Annotated in this window: 24 protein-coding genes; 19 read left to right on the top strand and 5 right to left on the bottom strand. The window is 71.4% G+C overall.

The features are described from left to right. The first annotated feature begins 80 nt into the window (after positions 1-80). Genes AB0M46_RS39615 through AB0M46_RS39595 form a run of 5 tightly spaced genes read left to right on the top strand, consistent with a single transcriptional unit; the run spans position 81 to position 5,065 of the window. On the top strand, positions 81-1,415 hold the full coding sequence (locus AB0M46_RS39615) for an extracellular solute-binding protein (protein WP_363344966.1): 1,335 nt from the start codon (positions 81-83) through the stop codon (positions 1,413-1,415). Continuing rightward, a complete protein-coding gene (locus AB0M46_RS39610) occupies positions 1,412-2,296 on the top strand; it encodes a sugar ABC transporter permease (RefSeq protein WP_363344964.1) in 885 nt (294 codons plus the stop codon). The genes AB0M46_RS39615 and AB0M46_RS39610 overlap by 4 nt, the downstream gene beginning before the upstream one ends. Next, positions 2,286-3,143, top strand: a complete 858-nt coding sequence (locus AB0M46_RS39605; RefSeq protein WP_363344962.1) for a carbohydrate ABC transporter permease — start codon at positions 2,286-2,288, stop codon at positions 3,141-3,143. The genes AB0M46_RS39610 and AB0M46_RS39605 overlap by 11 nt, the downstream gene beginning before the upstream one ends. 2 nt (positions 3,144-3,145) lie before the next feature. After that, positions 3,146-4,219 carry a Gfo/Idh/MocA family oxidoreductase gene (locus AB0M46_RS39600; protein WP_363344960.1) on the top strand — a complete coding sequence of 358 codons (1,074 nt, stop codon included), beginning with the start codon at positions 3,146-3,148 and terminating at the stop codon, positions 4,217-4,219. A gap of 3 nt (positions 4,220-4,222) precedes the next feature. Further along, complete coding sequence (locus AB0M46_RS39595; RefSeq protein WP_363344958.1) at positions 4,223-5,065, top strand: sugar phosphate isomerase/epimerase; 843 nt, start codon at positions 4,223-4,225, stop codon at positions 5,063-5,065. A 112-nt stretch (positions 5,066-5,177) separates the two neighbouring features. Here AB0M46_RS39595 and AB0M46_RS39590 read toward each other — a convergent pair whose 3' ends face one another. Next, on the bottom strand, positions 5,178-5,351 hold the full coding sequence (locus AB0M46_RS39590) for a hypothetical protein (RefSeq protein WP_363344956.1): 174 nt from the start codon (positions 5,349-5,351) through the stop codon (positions 5,178-5,180). Positions 5,352-5,434: 83 nt separating this feature from the next. Between AB0M46_RS39590 and AB0M46_RS39585 the strand changes: the two genes are divergently transcribed. Beyond that, positions 5,435-6,643 (top strand): sensor domain-containing protein, encoded by a 1,209-nt coding sequence (locus AB0M46_RS39585; RefSeq protein ID WP_363344954.1) that lies wholly within the window; start codon positions 5,435-5,437, stop codon positions 6,641-6,643. Continuing rightward, a complete protein-coding gene (locus AB0M46_RS39580) occupies positions 6,631-7,281 on the top strand; it encodes a response regulator transcription factor (RefSeq protein ID WP_363344952.1) in 651 nt (216 codons plus the stop codon). The genes AB0M46_RS39585 and AB0M46_RS39580 overlap by 13 nt, the downstream gene beginning before the upstream one ends. Positions 7,282-7,368: 87 nt before the next feature. Here AB0M46_RS39580 and AB0M46_RS39575 read toward each other — a convergent pair whose 3' ends face one another. The 3 genes from AB0M46_RS39575 to AB0M46_RS39565 all read right to left on the bottom strand — a co-directional run bounded on the left by AB0M46_RS39575 (position 7,369) and on the right by AB0M46_RS39565 (position 10,683). Further along, entirely contained in the window at positions 7,369-8,283 is a 915-nt protein-coding gene (locus AB0M46_RS39575) for an ROK family protein (protein WP_363344950.1), read from the bottom strand. Positions 8,284-8,383: 100 nt separating this feature from the next. After that, on the bottom strand, positions 8,384-9,454 hold the full coding sequence (locus tag AB0M46_RS39570; protein WP_363344948.1) for a hypothetical protein: 1,071 nt from the start codon (positions 9,452-9,454) through the stop codon (positions 8,384-8,386). Positions 9,455-9,462: 8 nt separating this feature from the next. Continuing rightward, positions 9,463-10,683: an SPFH domain-containing protein gene (locus tag AB0M46_RS39565; RefSeq protein ID WP_363344946.1), complete on the bottom strand. Its 1,221-nt coding sequence runs from the start codon at positions 10,681-10,683 to the stop codon at positions 9,463-9,465. Between the two features lie 1,173 nt (positions 10,684-11,856). On the opposite strand from AB0M46_RS39565, the gene AB0M46_RS39560 reads away from it, so the two are divergent. From AB0M46_RS39560 to AB0M46_RS39550, 3 genes are read left to right on the top strand one after another with little or no spacing between them, the layout of a single operon-like run. Next, the gene (locus AB0M46_RS39560; protein ID WP_363344944.1) at positions 11,857-12,780 is read left to right on the top strand and encodes an ABC transporter ATP-binding protein; all 924 of its coding nucleotides are present in this window, start codon (positions 11,857-11,859) and stop codon (positions 12,778-12,780) included. Beyond that, positions 12,777-13,553, top strand: coding sequence for an ABC transporter permease (locus tag AB0M46_RS39555; RefSeq protein WP_363344942.1), 777 nt, complete (start codon positions 12,777-12,779; stop codon positions 13,551-13,553). Before AB0M46_RS39560 ends, AB0M46_RS39555 begins: the two co-directional genes overlap by 4 nt. After that, entirely contained in the window at positions 13,550-14,311 is a 762-nt protein-coding gene (locus AB0M46_RS39550) for an ABC transporter permease (RefSeq protein WP_363344940.1), read from the top strand. Before AB0M46_RS39555 ends, AB0M46_RS39550 begins: the two co-directional genes overlap by 4 nt. Before the next feature lie 81 nt (positions 14,312-14,392). On the opposite strand, the gene AB0M46_RS39545 is transcribed toward AB0M46_RS39550, so the two are convergent. Continuing rightward, on the bottom strand, positions 14,393-15,304 hold the full coding sequence (locus tag AB0M46_RS39545) for an NADP-dependent oxidoreductase (RefSeq protein ID WP_363344938.1): 912 nt from the start codon (positions 15,302-15,304) through the stop codon (positions 14,393-14,395). A gap of 66 nt (positions 15,305-15,370) precedes the next feature. Between AB0M46_RS39545 and AB0M46_RS39540 the strand changes: the two genes are divergently transcribed. From AB0M46_RS39540 to AB0M46_RS39500, 9 genes are all read left to right on the top strand, one after another. Next, on the top strand, positions 15,371-15,760 hold the full coding sequence (locus tag AB0M46_RS39540; RefSeq protein ID WP_363344936.1) for a helix-turn-helix domain-containing protein: 390 nt from the start codon (positions 15,371-15,373) through the stop codon (positions 15,758-15,760). A 132-nt stretch (positions 15,761-15,892) separates the two neighbouring features. Continuing rightward, positions 15,893-16,060 carry a hypothetical protein gene (locus AB0M46_RS39535; RefSeq protein ID WP_363344934.1) on the top strand — a complete coding sequence of 56 codons (168 nt, stop codon included), beginning with the start codon at positions 15,893-15,895 and terminating at the stop codon, positions 16,058-16,060. Between the two features lie 166 nt (positions 16,061-16,226). Further along, complete coding sequence (locus AB0M46_RS39530; protein WP_363344933.1) at positions 16,227-16,739, top strand: methylated-DNA--[protein]-cysteine S-methyltransferase; 513 nt, start codon at positions 16,227-16,229, stop codon at positions 16,737-16,739. Positions 16,740-16,785: 46 nt separating this feature from the next. Next, positions 16,786-17,277: a sigma-70 family RNA polymerase sigma factor gene (locus tag AB0M46_RS39525; protein WP_363344931.1), complete on the top strand. Its 492-nt coding sequence runs from the start codon at positions 16,786-16,788 to the stop codon at positions 17,275-17,277. Beyond that, positions 17,274-17,888 carry a methylated-DNA--[protein]-cysteine S-methyltransferase gene (locus AB0M46_RS39520; RefSeq protein ID WP_363344929.1) on the top strand — a complete coding sequence of 205 codons (615 nt, stop codon included), beginning with the start codon at positions 17,274-17,276 and terminating at the stop codon, positions 17,886-17,888. Before AB0M46_RS39525 ends, AB0M46_RS39520 begins: the two co-directional genes overlap by 4 nt. Further along, positions 17,885-18,619, top strand: a complete 735-nt coding sequence (locus AB0M46_RS39515; RefSeq protein WP_363344927.1) for a 2OG-Fe(II) oxygenase — start codon at positions 17,885-17,887, stop codon at positions 18,617-18,619. Before AB0M46_RS39520 ends, AB0M46_RS39515 begins: the two co-directional genes overlap by 4 nt. Beyond that, the gene (locus AB0M46_RS39510; RefSeq protein ID WP_363344925.1) at positions 18,616-18,906 is read left to right on the top strand and encodes an Ada metal-binding domain-containing protein; all 291 of its coding nucleotides are present in this window, start codon (positions 18,616-18,618) and stop codon (positions 18,904-18,906) included. Before AB0M46_RS39515 ends, AB0M46_RS39510 begins: the two co-directional genes overlap by 4 nt. Continuing rightward, complete coding sequence (locus tag AB0M46_RS39505) at positions 18,891-19,412, top strand: hypothetical protein (protein ID WP_363344923.1); 522 nt, start codon at positions 18,891-18,893, stop codon at positions 19,410-19,412. Before AB0M46_RS39510 ends, AB0M46_RS39505 begins: the two co-directional genes overlap by 16 nt. A 128-nt stretch (positions 19,413-19,540) precedes the next feature. After that, positions 19,541-19,930: DNA-3-methyladenine glycosylase I (locus AB0M46_RS39500; protein WP_363344921.1), on the top strand; the 390-nt coding region annotated here is incomplete at its 3' end.

The following is a 19,930-nucleotide window of genomic DNA, read 5'->3' as shown; positions in this document are numbered from 1 at the left end:
GGTCAAGCAGCATCGATGGGTTCCGCCGACACCCCCAGGTCATCCGGCGGCCCACCGCTCACTGAGGAGTGGACACCCCTATGAATCAATCGAAGATCATCGCGGTAGCGGCGGTGGTGGCGCTCGCGCTCGCCGGCTGTGGCAAGAGCAACGACAGCGGCGGCGGCAACCCGCTGGACGGCAAGGGTAAGACGCTCAACGTCCTGATGGGCGCCAACACGATCTACCCGCAGCAGCAGAAGCAGTGGTTCACCGACATCAGCAACGCGTTCAAGGCGCAGACCGGCGCCGAGGTGAAGTTCGAGACGTTCGCGTCGGCCAACGAGGAGCTCACCAAGATCCAGACGTCGGTCGTGTCGGGGCAGGGCCCGGACATCTACGCGCTGGGCACCACGTTCACCCCGACCGCCTACGCCACCGGGGCGTTCGTGGAACTGCAGGACGCGGACTGGCAGAAGGTCGGCGGCAAGGACAACTTCCTGCCGGCGACGTTCGGCATCTCCGGGCCCGACGCGCAGCACCAGGTCGGCATCCCGTTCGCCAGCCGCCCGTTCGTCATGGCGTACAACACCGACCTGCTCAAGGCGGCCGGCATCGACAAGCCCGCGACCACCTGGGACGGGCTGCGCGAGCAGGCCAAGAAGCTCACCGGCGGCTCCACCTACGGCATGGCGATCGCCTACGCCGACGGCTACGACCCGTGGAAGTTCATCTGGGCGATGAGCGTCCAGGCCGGCAACCCGCTCGTGGCCGGCAAGAAGGCGTCGCTGGACGACCCGGCGACGCTCAAGGCCTACCAGACGTACCTGGGCTGGCTGGCGCAGGACAAGGTCGTCGACCCGGCGTCGGTGGGCTGGAAGAACGCCCAGGCGATCGCCGAGTTCGGCGCGGGCAAGGCGGCGTTCCTGCCGATGGTGTCGGCGTCGAGCAAGGTCACCCTGGACAAGTCGCAGGTGGCGGGCAAGTACGCGTACGCCGTCATGCCGACGGTGCCCCCGGGGCAGACCGGCCTGCCGTCGGGCGGCGTGGGTGCGACCAGCATCCTGTCGGGCGACAACCTGGTGGTGGCCAAGTACAGCAAGAACAAGGACCTCGCCCTGGCCTTCGTCAAGCTGATCACGAGCGCCGAGCAGCAGAAGTCGTACTACAAGACGTTCGGCGACCTGCCCACGAACGCGGCCGCGGCCAAGGATCTGCAGGCCGACCCGGCGCTCGCGGCGATCGTCGACTCGGCCGGCAAGTCGGCCGGGACGCCGTTCAACGGCGGCTGGAGCAAGGTGCAGCTGGCCCTGCTCAACGTCGTCGTGCAGTCGATACCCGACCTCAAGGCCGGCAAGGTCGACGAAGGGCACCTGAAGTCGCTGGTGGCCGCCGCCCAGAAGGATGCGCAGAGCGCCGTCAACGAGGCGAAGTGACGACGCTGGCCCGCCGGGCCGTCAGCCGGCGTCAGCGTCCACTGTGGATGCTGGCGCCGGGTGGCGTCCTGCTGCTCGTCGTGATCGTCCTGCCGCTCGCGGTGGCGGTGCTGGTGTCGACGCTGGACCTCAACCAGTACACCTTGCGGCAGTGGACCGACGCGCCCGGCGTGGGCCTCGACAACTACGTGAAGGCGTGGCAGGAGACCGCGCTGCCGCACGCCATCCGGGTCACCGTCGGCTACTCGGTGATCGTCACGGTGGCCGCGGTGCCGCTGGGCCTGCTCGCGGCGCTGGCCACCCAGCAGCGCTTCGCCGGGCGGGGGCTGGTGCGCTCGGCGTTCCTGGTCCCGTACGTGCTGCCGGCCTTCGTCGTCGGCACCGTGTGGCGCACCATCCTGCTGCCGAGCGGGCCGGCCAACGCGCTGCTCGGCGAGCAGTACCTGTGGCTCAACGGGCCGCGCGCCTACTGGGTCCTGGTCCTCGCCCAGCTGTGGACGTCGTGGCCGCTGCTGTACCTCCTGGCGCTGTCCGGCCTGCAGGGCATCCACGACGACGTGCACGAGGCCGCCGCGCTCGACGGCGCCGAATGGTGGGCCAAGCTGCGCTACGTCATCCTGCCCCACCTGCGCGGGGTGCTCGGCCTGGGCATGGTCATCGAGTTCCTGCACGTGCTCAACAGCTTCACGCTGCCGTACGTGCTCTTCGGCGTCCCCGCCCCGCACGACGTCGAGGTGCTGCCCGTGCTCACCTACGTGGAGAGCTTCCAGAACTTCAAGTTCGGGCTCAGCGCCGCGATGGCCGTGCTGTCACTGGTGCTGGTGGCCGTCCCGCTGTCGGTGTACCTGCGAGCGGTGAGGCTCAACCGCGATGAAGACTGACGTGCAGCGGCTGCTGCCCCGCCCGGTGCAGGCAGTGGTGATCGCCGTGCTGCTGGTGTTCGTGCTCACGCCGGTGCTGTACATGCTCTTCGCGAGCGTCAACGACGACCTGGCGGTGGCCGGCGGCGACTTCTTGCCCACCGCCTTCCACCCGGACAACTACCTGCGCATCTGGGACACCGTCGAGCTCGGCGACGGCCTGGCGAACTCGATCCTGGTGGCCGGGGCGGTCGCGGTCATCTCGGCGCTGGTCGCCGTCGCGACGGCGTACGTGCTGGTGCGGTACACCTTCCTGGGGCGTGGCCTGGTCCTGCGCGGGCTGCTGGCGCTGCAGAGCATCCCCGGCACCCTCATGCTGCTGCCGGTCTTCGTGCTCTTCGCCAACCTGGCCCGGGTCCTCGGCATCGACGTCATCGGCACCCGCTGGGCGCTGTTCGTCACCTACCTGACCTTCGCGCTGCCGTTCTCCACCTGGGTGATGGTCACCTACCTGCGCGGCCTGCCGAGGGAGCTGGACGAGGCGGCCCGGCTCGACGGGGCCTCGTCGTGGCGGATCCTGCGCTCGATCGTGATCCCGCTCAGCTGGCCCGGCCTCGTCGTCGCCGCCATCTTCGCGTTCCTGCTCGGCTGGAACGACGTGCTGTTCGCCTCGGTCATCACCAACGCGGACACCCGCACCGCCGCCGTGGCGTTGCAGGTGTTCGGGGCGACCCAGGAGGGCGGCGCCATCCCGCTGTACGGGCAGCTGATGGCCTCCGCGCTCGTCTGCGCGCTGCCCGTGGTGGTCTTGTACCTGGTGTTCCAGCGGTTCCTGGTCGGAGGCCTGACGGCCGGAGGGGTGAAGTGAACGTGCTGAATGTAGCCATCGTCGGCAGCGGCATCATCGGCGCCAACCACGCCGAGGCGATCGTGCGCCATCCGCGGCTGCGGGTGGCGGCCCTCGTCGATTCCCGGCTCACGGCGGCGGAGGCGCTCGCCGCCAAGCTCGGCGGTGAGCCAACCTGTCACCTCACGCTCGTGGAGGCGTTCGCGGCGCAGCCCATCGACCTCGTCGCCATCTGCACCCCGAGCGGCCTGCACGTCGAGGCGGCCGAGCAGACGCTCAAGGCCGGCGCGCACCTGCTCGTGGAGAAGCCCCTCGACACCGACCTGGCCAAGGCCCGCGCCTTCGCCAAGGTGGCCGCCGAGGCCGAGACCCGCGGCCTGGTCTGCGCCGTGGTCAGCCAGCACCGCTTCGACCCGGCCATGGCGGCCGTGCACCGGGCCGTGCGTGAGGGCCGCCTGGGCCGGATCACCTCCGCCGTGGTCTCCATGCCGTGGTGGCGCGACCAGGCGTACTACGACTCCGCCGACTGGCGCGGCACCTGGGCCTTCGACGGCGGCGGGGCCGTGGCCAACCAGGGCATCCACCTGGTCGACCAGATGCTCGCCCTGCTCGGCCGGCCCGACGAGGTCTACGCCCGCACCGCCCTGGTCTGCCACGAGGGCATCGAGGTCGAGGACCTGGCGGTGGCCACCATCCGGTTCACCAGCGGCGCGCTCGCCGTGCTGCACGCCACCACCGGGGCCCACCCCGGCCTGCCCGTCCGGCTCGCCCTGCACGGCACCGCCGGGTCGGCCGTGCTGCACGACGATCAGCTGGAGTACTGCTCGCCGGCTCTGGATGACGCGGTACCCCAGGAGGAGCGCTACGGCGCCCCGAAGCCCGCCGACGGGTTCGTCACCGGCCACCTGCGCCAGTACGACGACCTCGTCGAGGCCATCGACACCGGCCGCCCCCCGGGCGTCCGCGTCGAGGACGGCCTGCTCGCCCTGGCCTTCGTCCGCTCCGTCTACGTCTCCGCGACGCTGCACCGCCCCGTCGACTTCGGCCAGGTCCTCGACGGCGCCTACGACAACGTCACCGTCACCACCCAGGAGTAGCACGTGAGGTTCTCCGTCTTCACCGCCTCGACCCCCGACTGGACCCCCGAGGAGGCCGCCGCCAACCTGGCCGAGCAGGGCTGGGACGGCATCGAGTGGCGCATCACCGACCAGGACGCCGCCGGCACCCCCGGCTTCTGGGCCGGCAACCGCGCCACCTGGCCGCTGACCGGCCTGGAGGCCAGCCTGCCCGACATCGACCGCGTCACCCGCGGCGCCGGCCTGGCCTACTCCGGCCTCGGCGGCTACGCCCGCAGCTACGAGCGCGACGACGTCGCCCGCCTGCTGCGCGCCACCGCCACCCTCGGCGCCGGGCGGGTCCGCGTCACCATGCCCATGCTCAGGACCGGCGACTACCGCGACCTGTTCGCCGGCGCCCGCAAGGACCTCGAGTGGGCCACCACCGAGGCGGGACGCCTCGGCGTCAGCGTCCTCGTCGAGCTGCACCACGAGACCATCGCCTCGTCCGCGTCGGCCGCCCTGCGCCTGATCGACGGCCTCGACCCGGCCACCATCGGCGTCATCCACGACCTCGGCAACCTCATCCACGAGGGCCACGAGGACCACCGCGCCGCCTTCCAGATGCTCGGGGCGTACCTGCAGCACGTCCACGTCAAGAACGTCGCCTGGCACCCCGCCGCCACCGCCCCGGACGGCACCGTGACGTGGAAGGCCGGCTGGGCCACCCTGCGCGAGGGCCAGGCCGACGTCGGCGCCTACCTGCGCGCGCTGCGCGAGCACGGCTACGACGGCTGGCTGACCCTGGAGGACTTCTCCACCGCCGTCCCCCTGGCCGAACGGACCCGCGACAACCTCGCCTACGTCAAGGCCCAGCTGGCGACCTGACAGCGACGAAGCGTGCACCGGCCCGATACGGTCGGTGCCATGCCGGATCTGGTCCTCGAAACGGTCGGCGCGACCAGCTCCACCCGGTGGAGCTGGCGCAGCGCGACGCCGGTCATGCGCGCCTGCGCTTGATGTGGTCGGTGACCAGCGCGATCGCGCAGCTGAGCGTCACCAGGCCGAAGCCGGCGGCGAGCCACTGCGAGCCGCCGGAGAACGAGGTGACGGCGTTGGCGGCGGCACTGAGGAGCAGTGCGCACCAGACCGCGGTGCGGGTTGCGGCATGCATGCCTGCGACGCTACGAACCGCGGTGCGCGGCGACGATCCCGTGCGCTGCCCGGCCCGGATACAGCACGCTGTACCTTGCAACGGTGCGAAGGGTCTCGGGCATCCGTGCCGCCGTCGACGCGCTGGAGCGGCTCGGCGGCGGGCTCGCGACCGGCATCGCCGCGCTGGCCATGCTCGCCGTCGTGGCCGTCTCCGGGCTGCTCTGCGCCGTCGGGGTCGGCCTGTGGCTGCTGCCGCGGGCGCTGCGCGGCGTCCGGGCGGTGGCCGACCGGGAGCGGGCCCGGCTCAGCCGCTCCGGGCGCGAGGTGCACAGCCCCTATCCCACCGCCCAGAACGGCCGTGACCTGGCCTGGCTGGCCACGCACGCGACGCTGGGCAACGTCGTGGGCCTCTTCGGGGTCCTCACCCCGCTGCTCGCCGCGCGGGACCTGCTGTTCCCGCTGTACTGGAGGGCGCTGCCGGAGGGCGAGGCCGCCGCGTCGCTCGGCGTGCTCGTCGTGCGAACCTGGCCGGGCGCGGTCTCGGTGTCGCTGCTCGGCGTGGCCTGGCTCGCCGTCGCCGTCTTCGGCAGCCGCAGCCTCGCCGACCTGCAGGCGTGGCCCGGCCGGCGGCTGCTGCCGGCCCGCGCCGGCGTCGACCTGTCGCTGCGGGTCACCGAGCTCACCGCCACCCGCGCCGCCGCCCTGGAGGCGCACGCGGCGGAGCTGCGCCGCATCGAGCGCTCGCTGCACGACGGCGCGCAGAACCGGCTCGTCGGCGTGACGGTGCTGCTCGGCGCCGCCCGGCGTGCCCTGGCCCGCGACCCGGCCGTCGCCGACGAATTCCTCGAACTGGCGCAGCAGGCCGCGGAGGACGCCCTCGCCGAGCTGCGCGGCGTGGCCCGCGGCATTCTCCCGCCCGTCCTCACCGACCGTGGCCTCGGCGGCGCCCTCGCGGGCCTGGCCGCCGGCTGCCGCGTGCCCTGCCGCGTCGACGTGCGCGTGGCGCGGCGGTGCCCGGCGTCGGTCGAGGCCACCGCGTACTTCGTGGTCGCCGAGGCGCTCACCAACATCTCCAGGCACAGCGGCGCCACGGCGGCCGTCGTCTCCGTGCTGCGGGCCGGGGATGTGCTGTCGGTCACCGTCCGCGACGACGGGCGCGGCGGCGCCGAACAGGCCCGCGCCGGCCGTGGTTCCGGGTCCGGCCTGGACGGCATCCGCCGCCGGGTGGCCGCGCACGACGGCACGTTCGCGCTGTCCAGCCCGCCCGGCGGGCCGACCGAGCTGGAGGTGGTGCTGCCGTGCGGATCGTGATCGCCGAGGACGACGCGCTGCTGCGCGAGGGGCTGTCGCTGCTGCTGCGCGCCGAGGGCCTCGACGTGGTCGCCGCGACCGGCACGCCCGGCGACTTCCTTGCCGCCGTCGACGCGCACCGGCCGGACGTGGCGGTGGTGGACGTACGGATGCCGCCCACCCACACCGATGAGGGCGTGGTCGCCGCGGTGGAGGCCCGGCGCCGCCAGGCCGGACTGGCCGTCCTGGTGTTGTCGGCGTACGTCGAGCAGGCCTTCGCCACCGACCTGCTCGCCGACGGTGTGGCCGGCCTCGGCTACCTGCTCAAGGAGAGGGTCGGCCGGGTCGGCGACTTCCTCGACGCCCTGCACCGCGTCGCCGCCGGCGGCACCGCCATCGACCCGGAGGTCGTCGGCCAGCTCTTCGCCCGCACCCGGGCCGGGGACCCGGTCGAGCGGCTCAGCCCGCGCGAGCGCGACGTGCTCGCCCTCATGGCCGAGGGCCTGGGCAACACCGCGATCGCCGAGCGCCTCTTCGTCACCGAGGGCGCGGTCCACAAGCACATCCGCAGCATCTTCGCCAAGCTGGATCTGCTCCCGACGGACCGGGTCGACCGGCGGGTGACGGCGGTGCTGCGCTACCTCGAAGGCGCCCGCTGACCGCTCGGCGCCGTCCTGCGCACCCGCACCCGGGCTGCCCCGCGCACCCGCACCCGGGCGCTGGCTCCGAGACGTCCGGTCAGGACATCAGACGGTCGTCGCGTCCCTACCGGCGTCGGGGCGGGACCCGAGCCCGGCGAAGGCGGCGCCGAGCAGCGCCGAACGCTCCGTGTCGCTGACCGGGCGGGCCGGCACCGGCAGCGCGAGGGCCGGCTCGATGAGGTCCCAGGCGCCGGTCATCGAGCCGCCGACGACGACCACCTCGGCGCCGAAGCGGCCCAGCCACTCGGTGAGCAGCCGGCCCAGGATGCCGAACGCGGTGTCGATCACCTCGTGGGCGTCGCGGTCGCCGCCGCGGGCCCGGGCGGCCAGCTCGCGCATGCCGTCGACCGTGGTGCCGGTGCGGGCCAGATAGCCGCGCACGAGGGCGCGGTCGGACACCAGATCCTCGATGGGCACGCCGTTCACGTCGCAGAAGTGGATCTCGCCGTCCAGCGGGACGTCGGGGCCGGTGGAGACGATCTCGCCGTCGGCCAGCCAGGACGAGCCGATGCCGGTGCCGAGCGTGATGGCCACCGCCCGGCGGGTGCCGGAGGCCGCGCCGTCGACCCACTCGCCGAGCAGGAACGCGTCGGCGTCGTTGACGAACGTGAACGCGGACGGCTCGGCCGGGATCGCCGCGGCGAGGGCCTCGCGCAGGTTCGCGCCGTGCAGCTGGTCGAACTTGCTGACGCCCTCGTGCAGCGAGACGCCGGCGACGTAGTCGAACGGGCCCGGGACGGCCACCGCCCAGCGGTCGCCGGGGCTGGGCACCAGCCGCTTCGCCGCCTCCGCGAGGGCGTCGACGATGGTGTGCGCGTCCTGGGCCGGGTCCAGCGGGTGGCGCTGGCGGTCGAGGATGCGGTGATCGGTGCCCGTGAACTCGACGGAGCCCGCGGTGACGTGGCTGCCACCGATCTCGAGCACCCGCACGGGGTGGGAAGCGGAAACGGTCGGCTGCACGCCGGTAACCGTATCGCACGCCTTCGCGGGCGGTCGTCGCACTTCCCGGGCGGGCGTCGCGGGGCCGGTAGCCGACCCGCGCAACGCCCGCCGGGTGACGTCAGCGGTGCTTGCCGAGGCTGAAGAGCACGATGATGAGGGCGATGACCACCACGGCGCCGATGATGGCCAGGGCGATCTTGCCGGCGCTGTACGGCCGCTCGCCGGCGACCTCGCCGGTGACGCCGTTGACCTGGATGTTGTAGGTCTTGCCGGCGTAGAGGTACGCGGCAATCCAGACCGGCAGCAGCATGAGCTTGAAGGTCACGTCGTTGTACTGCGTGTGCATCCGGTCGACGCGCTGCTCGTCGCCGCCGATGTCGTCGCGGCAGTCCCCCTCGATGACGGGCTGCATCTTCTGCTTGGCCGAGTCGAGGCCGGACTCGGGCTCCACGTCGTAGCGCAGCGTCTCGTGGCCGGCGAGGTACTCCGGCCGGTACGGCTGCGCGTCCGGCAGCGGCCACGGGTCCAGCGTCTCGAGGTGCTTCTGCGAGACCTTGGTGGTCCCGGTCACCAGCACGTCGTCGAACGTGCGGGCGACGGTGCCGGCGGCGTAGTACCACCGCGTCTTCTGCACCTCACGGGTCTTCGTCTCACCGTCCTCGGTGTACGTCTCGGTGACCCAGTAGTGCTCGCCGCGCTGACCCTCGTAGTCGGTCACCGTGTTGGAGTCGTACGTCCAGTGCGGCAGGTACATGCTCTTGGCCGTCTCCGCCTCGGACACCTTCTTCAGGCCCGACGGGGCGAACCACCGTGATTTGGCCCACGCGCCCAGCGCCTCGCGCAGCTTCTGCTTGTCGAGGACGAAGGGCACCACCGCCTCCGGCACGACGAGGTCCTGGGCGTTGACCTCGGCGACCACCGGGGCGCTGCAGAAGCGGCACCGGTCGGAGATCGCGTCGCTCTCCGTCTGCGCGCCGCAGTTGCGGCACACGAAGACGTACTTGGCCAGCGTCGCGACCGGCTTGCGGGGCAGGCTGATGAAGCTGAGGTAGTCGTGCTCGCGCACGCGGGCCCCGGTGGCCTCCAGGACGGTCGTGTGCCCGCAGTACGGGCACTTGAGCGCGTTGGCGCCGGGTGCGAACTCGACGTTGGCGCCGCACCCGGCGCAGGGGTACTGACTCTGCGACATGGTGCCAATCAGCCCATCGGAGGAAGCGGCGGGGGAACGGCGCCGAAGAGCGCGCCGAGCTCGGGGACGTGTGCGGCGGCGGTCCAGGCGGCCATGCCGTTCTTCCACACCAGCGTGTCGCGGCTGATCGCGCCCGCCTGCACCTGGCCGGCGAGGGCGTTGCGGTCGAACGGGCCGGCCTGCGCGCCGTTGATGGCGGCGAACCACTGCTCCGGCTGCGGGATCGGCGGGGGCGCGGCGGCCGGCGGCTGCTGCGGCGCGTACCCCGGCTGCTGGGCCGGGTAACCGGGCTGCTGCGGGTAACCGGGCTGCGGGTAGCCGCCCTGCTGGGGGTAGCCGCCCTGCTGCGGGTACTGGGGCTGCTGCGGCTGCTGTGCGGCGTTCATCGAGTTGGCGATCTGCTGCGCGGCCGCCATGCCCAGGCCCAGGCCGAAGCCCTCGCCCGCGCCGCCCTGGTTGTTGGCCGCCGCCTCCATGGCGTTGGCCGCCTGGAACTTCGAGTACTGGTCCAGGTTGCCCAGCACGCCCATCGAGGTGCGCTTGTCCAGCGCCTCCTCGACCTCCGGCGGCAGGGAGATGTTCTCGATGATGAACTTGGGGATCTGGATGCCGTACTGCACCAGCTCCTGCGTGAGCACCCCGGCGAGCTTGGTGCCGATGGTGAGCTGCTGCGCGGCCAGGTCGAGCACCGGGATGCCGGCCGCGGCCAGCGCGCTGCCCAGGTGGCCCACGATGAGCTGGCGCAGGAACTCCGACACCTCTTCGGTGCGGAACTGCGGGTCGGTGCCGACGAGCTCCTTGAGCAGCTTCTCCGGGTCGGTCACGCGCAGCGAGTAGGCGCCGAACGCCCGCAGCCGCACCATGCCGAACTCCGGGTCGCGCATCATGACCGGGTTCTGGGTGCCCCATTTGAAGTCCGTGAACTGCCGGGTGTTGACGTAGTACACCTCGGCCTTCCACGGCGAGTCGAAGCCGTACTTCCAGCCCTTGAGCGTCGAGAGGATCGGCATGTTCTGCGTCTGCAGCGTGTAGGTGCCGGGCACGAACACGTCCGCGATCTGGCCCTCGTTGACGAAGACGGCCACCTGCGACTCGCGCACGACGAGCTTGGCGCCCATCTTGATCTCGTTCTGGTAGCGCGGGAACCGCCAGACGATTGTGTCCCGGCTGTCGTCGAGCCACTCGATGATATCGATGAACTCGCCCTTGACCTTGTCCCACAGTCCCACAGTCGGTCTCCTTGCGTCAGGATCATCGAGCGTCGCAGACCCTAGCAACCTTTTCCGTGAGGGAGCCAAGTGTTGTCGGGCAGACGCTTGCTGGCTATTTCAGCGTATGAGTGCAACTGTGTCAGTCAGGAACCGGGCATCCGCCGCCGTGGTCGCCGCGGCTCGGCGCCCGGCTGGTCGAACGTCAGGTCCGGCAGGATCTCCGGGACGGCTGCGACCGGCCGGGTCGGCGAAGATCGTCACACGGTAGGTATACCGCGCGCCGGGTGCGCGAGGAACCATGACGTCCGACCTGTCGCCGCTGCCGGCGGACCGCGTGTGCGACGGCGCTGCTGGGGCAGCCGTCCTCGGCTGATGCTCGTCGAGCGGTACGGCCGTTGCTGTCACCGGACCTGCTCGCCATCGCTGGTCGGCTCGCTCGGCGTCGGGCTGCTGAGCAATCAACGCGTCCCGGCGGATCGGCGGCGCGCTCGGGATCGCCGCGCTGGGCGCCTTGCTGGCCGCGGTCGGCGTGCGGGCGGCGCGGCCGGCTACCTGCCGCCGTGGCGTCGGCGGTCCCGGTCGGCGCTCGCCCGGCTCGAGCGTGTTGCGCGGGTGCCGCATGGGTGTGCGCATGCCGCAAACTCCGACAACGTCGGGCGTGCCCGGCCGATGCGCTCGCCTTTCCGGCCGTGCGTATGTTGCGGGTCCTGATAAGTCGGGCGCTTCCGACAGCGTCGGGCGTGCCCGGTCGATGTGCTCGCCTTTCCGGCCGTGCGTATGTTGCGGGTCCTGATAAGTCGGGCGCTTCCGACAGCGTCGGGCGTGCCCGGCCGATGTGCTCGTCTTTCCGGCCGTGCGTATGTTGCGAGTCCTGATACGTCGGGCGCGGGCCATAAGTTGGGCGCTCCGCGTTGCCTGGGGCGGCGTCGGGCGCGGGCCGTCGATGCGCTTGCCTTCCCGGCCGTGCGCATGCTGCGAATCCCGATAAGTCGGGCACTCTGTGCCACGACTTATCTGACTTATGCCCCGTCAGGGTAAATGTCCGAAAAGTCCGGAAAATCAGGACGCCGCCAGGTGTCTGGATTTTCCGGACTTTTCGTTCAATCAACCGCCGGCGATAAAGCGGTCAGAAAGTTGCATTGATCCGTGTTAGTTTTTCCGCTCCATGTAACCGGCCGACGGGGAGGCGGGATGGCCGACATACTGGTCGAGGCCGAGGGCCTGGCAAAAGTGCACCGCTCAGGCGGCGTGCGGGCGGTCGACGGGATCGCGTTCCGGATCAGCCGGGGCGAGGCGTTCGGCTTCCTCGGCCCCAACGGCGCCGGGAAGTCGACCACCATGCGGATGATCGCCTGCGTCTCGCCGCCCTCCGGCGGGCGCCTCACGGTGCTCGGGCGCGACCCCGTCCGCGACGGCTCGGCGATCCGGGCCCGCATCGGGGTGGTACCGCAGGACGACGCCCTCGACTCCGAGCTGTCCGTCGAGGAGAACCTGCTCATCTACGGCCGCTATTTCGGGCTCTCCCGGCGGCAGGCCCGCGAGAAGGCGGTACAGCTGCTGGACTTCGCGCAGTTGAGCGACAAGGCGGAGGCCAAGGTCTCGGCGTTGTCCGGCGGGATGCGGCGGCGGCTTACGATCGCCCGGTCGCTCGTCAACGACCCCGAGATCCTGCTGCTGGACGAGCCCACGACGGGGCTGGACCCGCAGGCCCGGCACGTGCTGTGGGACCGGCTGTTCCGGCTCAAGCAGGACGGCGTGACCCTGATCCTCACCACGCACTACATGGACGAGGCCGAGCAGCTGTGCGACCGGCTCGTCGTCATGGACAAGGGCGTCATCGCGGCCGAGGGGTCGCCGCGCGAGCTCATCGAGCGGTACGTGACCCGTGAGGTGCTCGAGCTGCGCCTGCCGGACGGCGCGCCGCTGCCGCGGGCCGGTGCGGTCGTCGAACGGGTCGAGGAGCTGCCCGACCGGGTGCTGCTCTACACCGACGACGGCGAGGGGGCGCTGGCCAAGGTGCATGCCGACGGGGCCGAACCGATCACCGCGCTGGTCCGCCGGGCCACCCTGGAGGACGTGTTCCTGCGCCTCACCGGACGGTCGCTGGTCGAATGAACCTCCTGGCGCTGCGCGAGTTCTCGTACTGGATGGTGCACTACCGCCGCAGCTGGCGCGGCACCATCGTCGTCAACGTGCTCAACCCGCTGCTGTTCCTGCTGGCCATGGGGGCCGGGCTGGGGCGGCTGGTGGACCGGCACACCGCCCCCGACACCCTGCACGGCGTGGCGTTCCTGGCCTTCTTCGCCCCCGGGCTGCTGGCCGCGGCCACCATGCAGAATGCCGTCACCGTGTCGACCGGCTCCGTGTTCATGGCGGCCCGCCCCGGTGGCAGCTACCGCAACGCCACCGCCGGCCCGCTCGACACCGACGACGTGCTCGCCGGGCACATGCTCTTCATGGCCTTTCGGATCGCCACCTCGGCGCTGTGCTTCGTCGTCGCGCTGCTGTGCTTCCCGAGCCTGCGCACGATCGGCCTGCTCTGGCTCGTCCCGGCCGCCCTGCTCACCGGCCTGGCCTTCGCCGCGCCGCTGGCCGCCTGGTCCGCCACTCTGGAGACCCGCCAGCCGATGAACAACGTCTTCCGGTTCGTGATCATGCCGATGTACATGTTCTCGGGGGTGTTCTTCCCGGTCGATCAGATCCCGGTGGTACTGCGGGCAGTCGTCTACGCCACCCCGCTGTGGCACGGCACCGAGCTGTGCCGCGGCATCTTCCTCGGCAACGCGAGCCAGGCGGCCGTCCTCGGGCACACCGCCTACCTCGCCGCGCTCACCGTCCTGGGCCTCGCGCTGGCTCGCCGCACCTACCGACGGCGGTTGTTCGCATGACCCGCGCCCTGCTCCTCGTCGAGCGAAACCTGATGATCTACCGGTACACCTGGGCGATGCTCGCCGCCGAGGTGCTCGAGCCGGTGCTGTACCTGCTCTCGATCGGCGTCGGCGTCGGCGCCCTGGTCGGCAGCGTGCCCGGCCTCGACGACCCGGGCATCACCTACGCCCAGTTCGTCGCGCCCGCGCTGCTGGCCACCGCGGCGATGAACGGCGCCATGAACGAGACCTCCTTCGGCGCGTTCTTCAAGCTCCGCTTCGAACGCACCTACGACACGATGGTCACCACCCCGCTCACGGTGCGCGACATCGCCCTCGGCGAGACCGCGTGGGCGCTGCTGCGCGGCGCGTTCGCCAGCGGCGGCTTCCTCGCCATCGTGGCCGTGCTCGGCTACGCGCGCTCCCCGTGGATCCTGCTGGCCGTCCCCGGCGCCGCCGTCGTCGGCTTCGCGTTCGCCGCCGCCGGGCTGGCCGTGGCCACCTTCCTGCGCAACACCCACGACTTCCAGCTGATCCAGCTCGTCATGCTGCCGATGTTCCTGTTCGCGACCACGTTCTTCCCGGTGAGCGTCTACCCGCGGCCGGTGCAGGTGTTCGTGGAGTGCCTGCCGCTGTACCACGCGATCCAGCTCCTGCGGGAACCGGCGCTCGGCCACGTCGGGCTCGCCCTGCTGCCGTCGCTGGCGTACCTGCTGGCGTTCGGCGCGCTGTCCCTCGTCATCGCCCTGCCCCGACTGCGCCGGGCCCTGCTGGCGTAGGGCTTCGCGGGCTTTGTGCGGGGAAGTCCGGTGCCTTGCGTAGGACTTCCCCGCCCGCCTGCGGGCTGCGAACCCGGCGGGCTATGTCGTCAGGACGAGCTTGCCCTGCACGTGGCCGCCCTCGCTCAACCGGTGCGCCTCGGCCGCCCGCTCCAGCGGCAGGACCCGGTCGACGCACACCCGCTGGGTGCCCTGCTGCACCAGGGCGCCCAGCTCCCGCAGGTCGGCGCCGGACGGGGAGAAACCGAACTCGACGTACCGCAGTCCGCGCGCGTGGGCGAGCGAGCGCACCTCGGCGCGGTCCGGCCCGGTGCCGCGCACGTCGACCAGCACGCCGCCCGGGGTCAGGGTGGCCAGCGAGCGCGGCCCGTAGTCGCCGGCGATCGGGTCGATGACGACGTCGATGTCGCGGGCGGCGGCGGCGAAGTCGGTGGCGGTGTAGTCGATCGGCTCGTCGACGCCGAGCTCGGTCAGGAACCCGTGCCGCTCCCGCCGGGCGGTGCCCAGCACGTATGCGCCGCGGGCCTTGGCGATCTGCACGGCGAGGTGGCCGACGCCGCCCGCTGCGGCGTGCACCAGCACCCGGTGCCCGGCCCGCACGCCGCCGGCCCCGACGACGGACTGCCACGCGGTCAGCCCGGCGGTCGGCAGCGCGGCGGCATGCACGAGATCCAGCCCGTGCGGCACCGGGGCGAGGGCGGCGGCGGGCGCGGCGACGTACTCGGCGTAGGCCCCGCCCGGCGGCAGGACGACGCCGAAGACCTCCGCGCCGTCCGCGGTGCCGGCGAAGTCGAGGCCGATCGTGAACGGGGGTTCGCCGAAGCGGCGCAGCTGGCCGGAGCGGCGCTTCCAGTCGGCCGGGTTCACCGCGGCGGCGTGGACCTGGACCAGTACCTCTCCCGGGCCGGCCACCGGGCGCGGCACCTCGGTCATCTCGAGTACCTCCGGGCCACCGAAGGCCCGCTGATGCACCGCTCGCATGCGTGTGGTCACGCCCCGATCCTGCCGGGCGCCGGTATCTGTTGTGAAGTACGCACCTGTTTGATATCTAGGTACCTGATGGATACCTACACGTACCGGCGCGACTGCCCGTCGCGGACCGTGATCGAGGTGCTCGCCAGCAAGTGGGCGCTGTACGTGCTGGCGGCGCTGCGCCGCTACGAGCGGCCGATGCGCTTCAACGAGCTGCGCCGCGTGCTCGACGGCATCACGCAGAAGATGCTGACCCAGACGCTGCGGGCGCTGGAGCGCGACGGGCTCGTGCGCCGCAGCGTCTACCCGACCGTCCCGCCCAGCGTGGAGTACGCCCTCACGCCCCTCGGCGTCGAGGCCGGCCGCCTGACGGCGGCGATCGCGGACTGGTCGATGGAGCACGCCCGGGAGATCCTGCGCTCCCGCGAGGATTTCGACGCCCGCGCCGCGCAATCCCCGGCGCCCCTCGATGCTTGATCAGCACCGCTACGCTGGCGCAGCATGCGCGGAACCGAGGAGCGCCCGCGCCGCGCAATCCCCGGCGCCCCTCGACGCTTGATCAGCGCCGCTACGCTGGCGCCGCATGCGCGGAGCCGAGGAGGAGCGCCGGTGGACGACCACGTGTCGTGGGGACTGTTCTGGATCACCCTGTCCCTGATCAACGCCGGCCTCGCGCAGGCCAAGGGGCGCAGCGGGCTCGTCTGGTGGCTCTGGTCGCTGCTGTTCGGGCCGCTCACCACGCTCATCGTCGTCGTCCGGCCGCGCGCGGACGGCTGAGCCCGTCCCGCCCGGCGGGGCGGCCTGTCGCCCCGGACCCGACCGGCGAGCAGGGCGCCAGCGCGGCGGCCTGCCGGTGACACCGGGTGTTGGGTGATCTGAAAACTGCCGTCTCACGTTTGGCTCCGATCTGACGTCTGCAGAGTGCAGAGAGAAAGGAGCCGCGATGGGCACGCGACACATACTGGTGGAAACATCCCTCGGACCGGTCACGATCGTCGCGAGCGGTGACGCGATCATCGGCCTCTACTTCCGCCATCACATCCGCCGGCCTGCGCAGGAAACGTTCGGGCAGGACGTGACGCCGGCCGAGGATGCGCTGCTGGCCGAGGCAGCCGAGCAGCTGATCGAGTACCTCGCCGGCGGTCGGCGTGAGTTCGACCTTCCGCTCGACGCCTCCGGTGATGCGTTCCAGCGCGCCGTGTGGCGTGTCGTCGCCGACATCCCGTCCGGCGAGACCACCACCTACGGGCAGATCGCCGAACGGCTCGGTGACAAGTCCCTGGCCTACCGAGTCGGCCAGGCGGTCGGAGCGAACCCGTTGTGCATCTTCGTGCCGTGCCATCGCGTCGTCGGCGCGAATGGGAACCTCACCGGCTACGCCGGCGGGCTCAAGCGGAAGCAGGCGCTTCTGGAGCTCGAGGAGCCCGCCCAGGTGCGCGCCGGACGCTTGTTCTAGCGAATCTCACGAAAGACCTTCCTGTGCCGTCTTCAATGGGATGAACATGAAACAGCCGTTCGAATCAGTGGTCGCGCAGCACAGCGTCACCGTGCTGCGCGTCTGCCGGGCGCTCCTCGGCGTGCACGATGCGGACGACGCCTGGTCAGAGACCTTCCTTGCCGCGATCCGCGCCTACCCGGACCTCCCGGAGACCGCGAACGTCGAAGCCTGGCTCGTGACCATCGCCCGCCACAAGGCGATCGACGTCCAGCGGGCGGCGAAGCGCGACCCGCTGCCCGTGCAGACACTGCCGGAAGAGCCGACCTCAATCGGCATCCCGGGCACCGACGACACCGATCTCTGGGAGTTCGTCGGCCGTCTGCCGGACAAGCAACGGCAGGCGATCACCTTTCGATACCTCGCCGGCATGTCGCATGCGGAGATCGCGGCGATCCTCGGCGGAACCGTCGACGCGGCACGAAGAGCCGCCGCCGACGGACTCAAAACCCTCAGGAAGCACTATCCGGGCGCAAACACGAAAGGAGCAGTCCCATGAGCGACATCCGCAACGATGACGCCCTCACCGCCCTGTCGGCGCCCATCGACCCCGAGACCCTGGCAAGGCTGCACGCCCGGCTCGAGCACGAGGCGCAGGCCGAAGGTCTCGTCGACGTCGCGTACACGACCGTTGACAGCCCGGTCGGGAAGTTGCTGCTCGCAGCGACCACGAAGGGCCTGATCCGCGTCGCCTACGCCCGCGAGGACCACGACCGCGTGCTGGAGAACCTGGCCGAGAAGGTCAGCCTCCGCATTCTGCGCGCACCGAAGCGACTCGACGCCGCAGCGCGCGAGCTCGACGAGTACTTCGACCGCCGCCGGAAGGTTTTCGACCTCGCGCTCGATCTGTCCCTCTCGCGCGGCTTCCGGCAGCTCGTCCAGCAGCACCTCCCGGAAATCGGATACGGCCAGACCCGCAGCTACCGGGAGGTCGCCGAGCTCGTCGGCAACCCCAGGGCCGTGCGCGCCGTCGGCACCGCGTGCGCGACCAACCCGCTGCCCGTGGTCGTTCCCTGCCACCGTGTGCTGCGCACCGACGGCACCCTCGGCGGGTACGTCGGCGGGCTCAATGCCAAGACCGCCCTGCTCGAACTGGAGGCCGCGGCATGACCACCAAGACGGAGATCCCCGCGAACCCCTGGCGCAAGCGCGTCGAATCCGCGGACTGGGCCACCGTTGCAGCCGAGATCGACGAGTACGGCGGCGCCCTGCTCCCGCAGCTCCTCGCTCCCGGGGAGACGAAAGCGATCCGCGAACTGTACGGCAGCGATGAGCTGTTCCGCAGCACGGTCAACATGGGCCGGCATCGCTTCGGCGAAGGGCAGTACCGGTACTTCGCGGCGCCGTACCCCGAGCCGATCGAGGCGCTGAAGCAGGCGCTCTACCCGAGGTTGCTGCCGATCGCCCGTGACTGGTGGACCAAGCTCGGCCGGCCCGCCCCTTGGCCGGACACCCTCGATGAGTGGCTGCAGATGTGCCACGACGCCGGGCAGACCAAGTCGTCGGCGATTCTGCTGCGCTACGGCGAGAAGGACTGGAACGCGCTGCACCGCGACCTCTACGGTGACCTCGTCTTCCCCCTCCAGGTCGTGATCAACCTCAACGAGCCCGGAGTCGATCACACCGGCGGCGAGTTCCTCCTGCTGGAGCAGCGGCCGCGGGCGCAGTCCCGCGGCACGGCCACAGTCCTGCCGCACGGTCACGGGTATGTCTTCACCACTCGCGACCGCCCCGTCCGCTCCGCCCGCGGCTGGTCGGCGGCACCGGTGCGGCACGGGGTCTCCGCGATCCGCTCCGGCGAGCGGCACACGCTCGCCCTTGTCTTCCACGACGCGGCATGAGCACCACCAAGACCTACACGCTCATCGGCGCGGACGGGCGCCCCCACTCGTCTCCCGTCAAGGGCGAGTGGGGCGGCCACCGTGGCGGCAAGCTCTACGGCCGGTTCGACTGCCCCTCCGCGCTCCGGGCGATCGCGCGAGATGGATACGTGCAGCACCGCGTCTTCTTTGCGGACGAGGCGACCGCGATCGCCGCCGGCTACCGGCCGTGCGGGACATGCTGCCAAGACCGCTACCAGGCGTGGAAGGTCACACAGGAGCAAGGCGAAGCGTGGACGCCGTGGTGAGCCCGCTCATGCGCAGTTCGCAGGGAAGCCGCCCCCCGCATGCTTCGGCGGCGTCGGAGGCGGAGGTCGAGGCGATCGCGGCACTCGCCCGGACCCGCGGCGCGACACGGTTGGCCATCGGATCGGGCCGGGCGGACGACGACCTCACGACGGTACGCGCTGTCGCGGCGCGGTGGGAAGCGCTCGGCGGCGAGATTGTCACGACCCTCACCTGGCCGGAGACCGCCGCGTCGTGGTTGCGGCAGGCCACCCGTTTCGCCGCGGCTGATCCAGATCTGTGGATCATGACCGGCTCCCCGGCCGGATGGGCGCAGATGACCCGCAGGCTCCTGTGGTCGACCAGTTGGCGGCCGGCTCGGACCATCCTGACGGCGGCGCTGTCCGGGCGGGCGGCGCTCGATCTCGTCGGCCTCGTCAACCTCGATGGCATCGCCGGCGTCACCGCATCAGGCGACGCCTGGCGGATCGAGCACGAGGTCGTCATAGCACCCTGTGTGAGGACGTGACGATGACTCGCGTCACTGCGGACCCCGACCCGGGGGAACGCAGCGAACCCGATCGCGGGTTGGCTCAACCTGGAGCAGCAGGAGTGCGCACCACCGGACTCATCGACTGACGGAGAAGCAGTACAGCAATGCACGAGGCACCCGGAGACCCCGGCGTCGTGATCGGCGAAGACGGCCTGGCCCGGCCCGCGTGGGCGTCGGCTGATCCGATGCTGCGCGACTACTACGACACCGAATGGGGCATGCCCGTCACCGACGAACGCGGCGTCTACGAGCGGGTCACGCTCGAAGGGTTCCAGGCGGGCCTGTCCTGGGCCACGATCCTGCGCAAACGTCCCGCATTCCGCGCCGCGTTCGACGATTTCGATCCCGACGCGGTCGCCGCCTACACCGAGCGCGATGTCGAACGCCTCCTCGCAGACACCGGGATCGTCCGAAACCGGCAGAAGATCGAGGCCGCGATCCGAAACGCCCAGGCGACGCAGAGGCTCCGCGACGACATCGGACTTTCCGCGCTC

The organism is Dactylosporangium sp. NPDC051485 (assembly GCF_040682015.1).
In the GTDB taxonomy this organism is placed as follows: Bacteria; Actinomycetota; Actinomycetes; order Mycobacteriales; family Micromonosporaceae; genus Dactylosporangium.
This window is presented reverse-complemented; position numbering and strand designations above follow the sequence as displayed.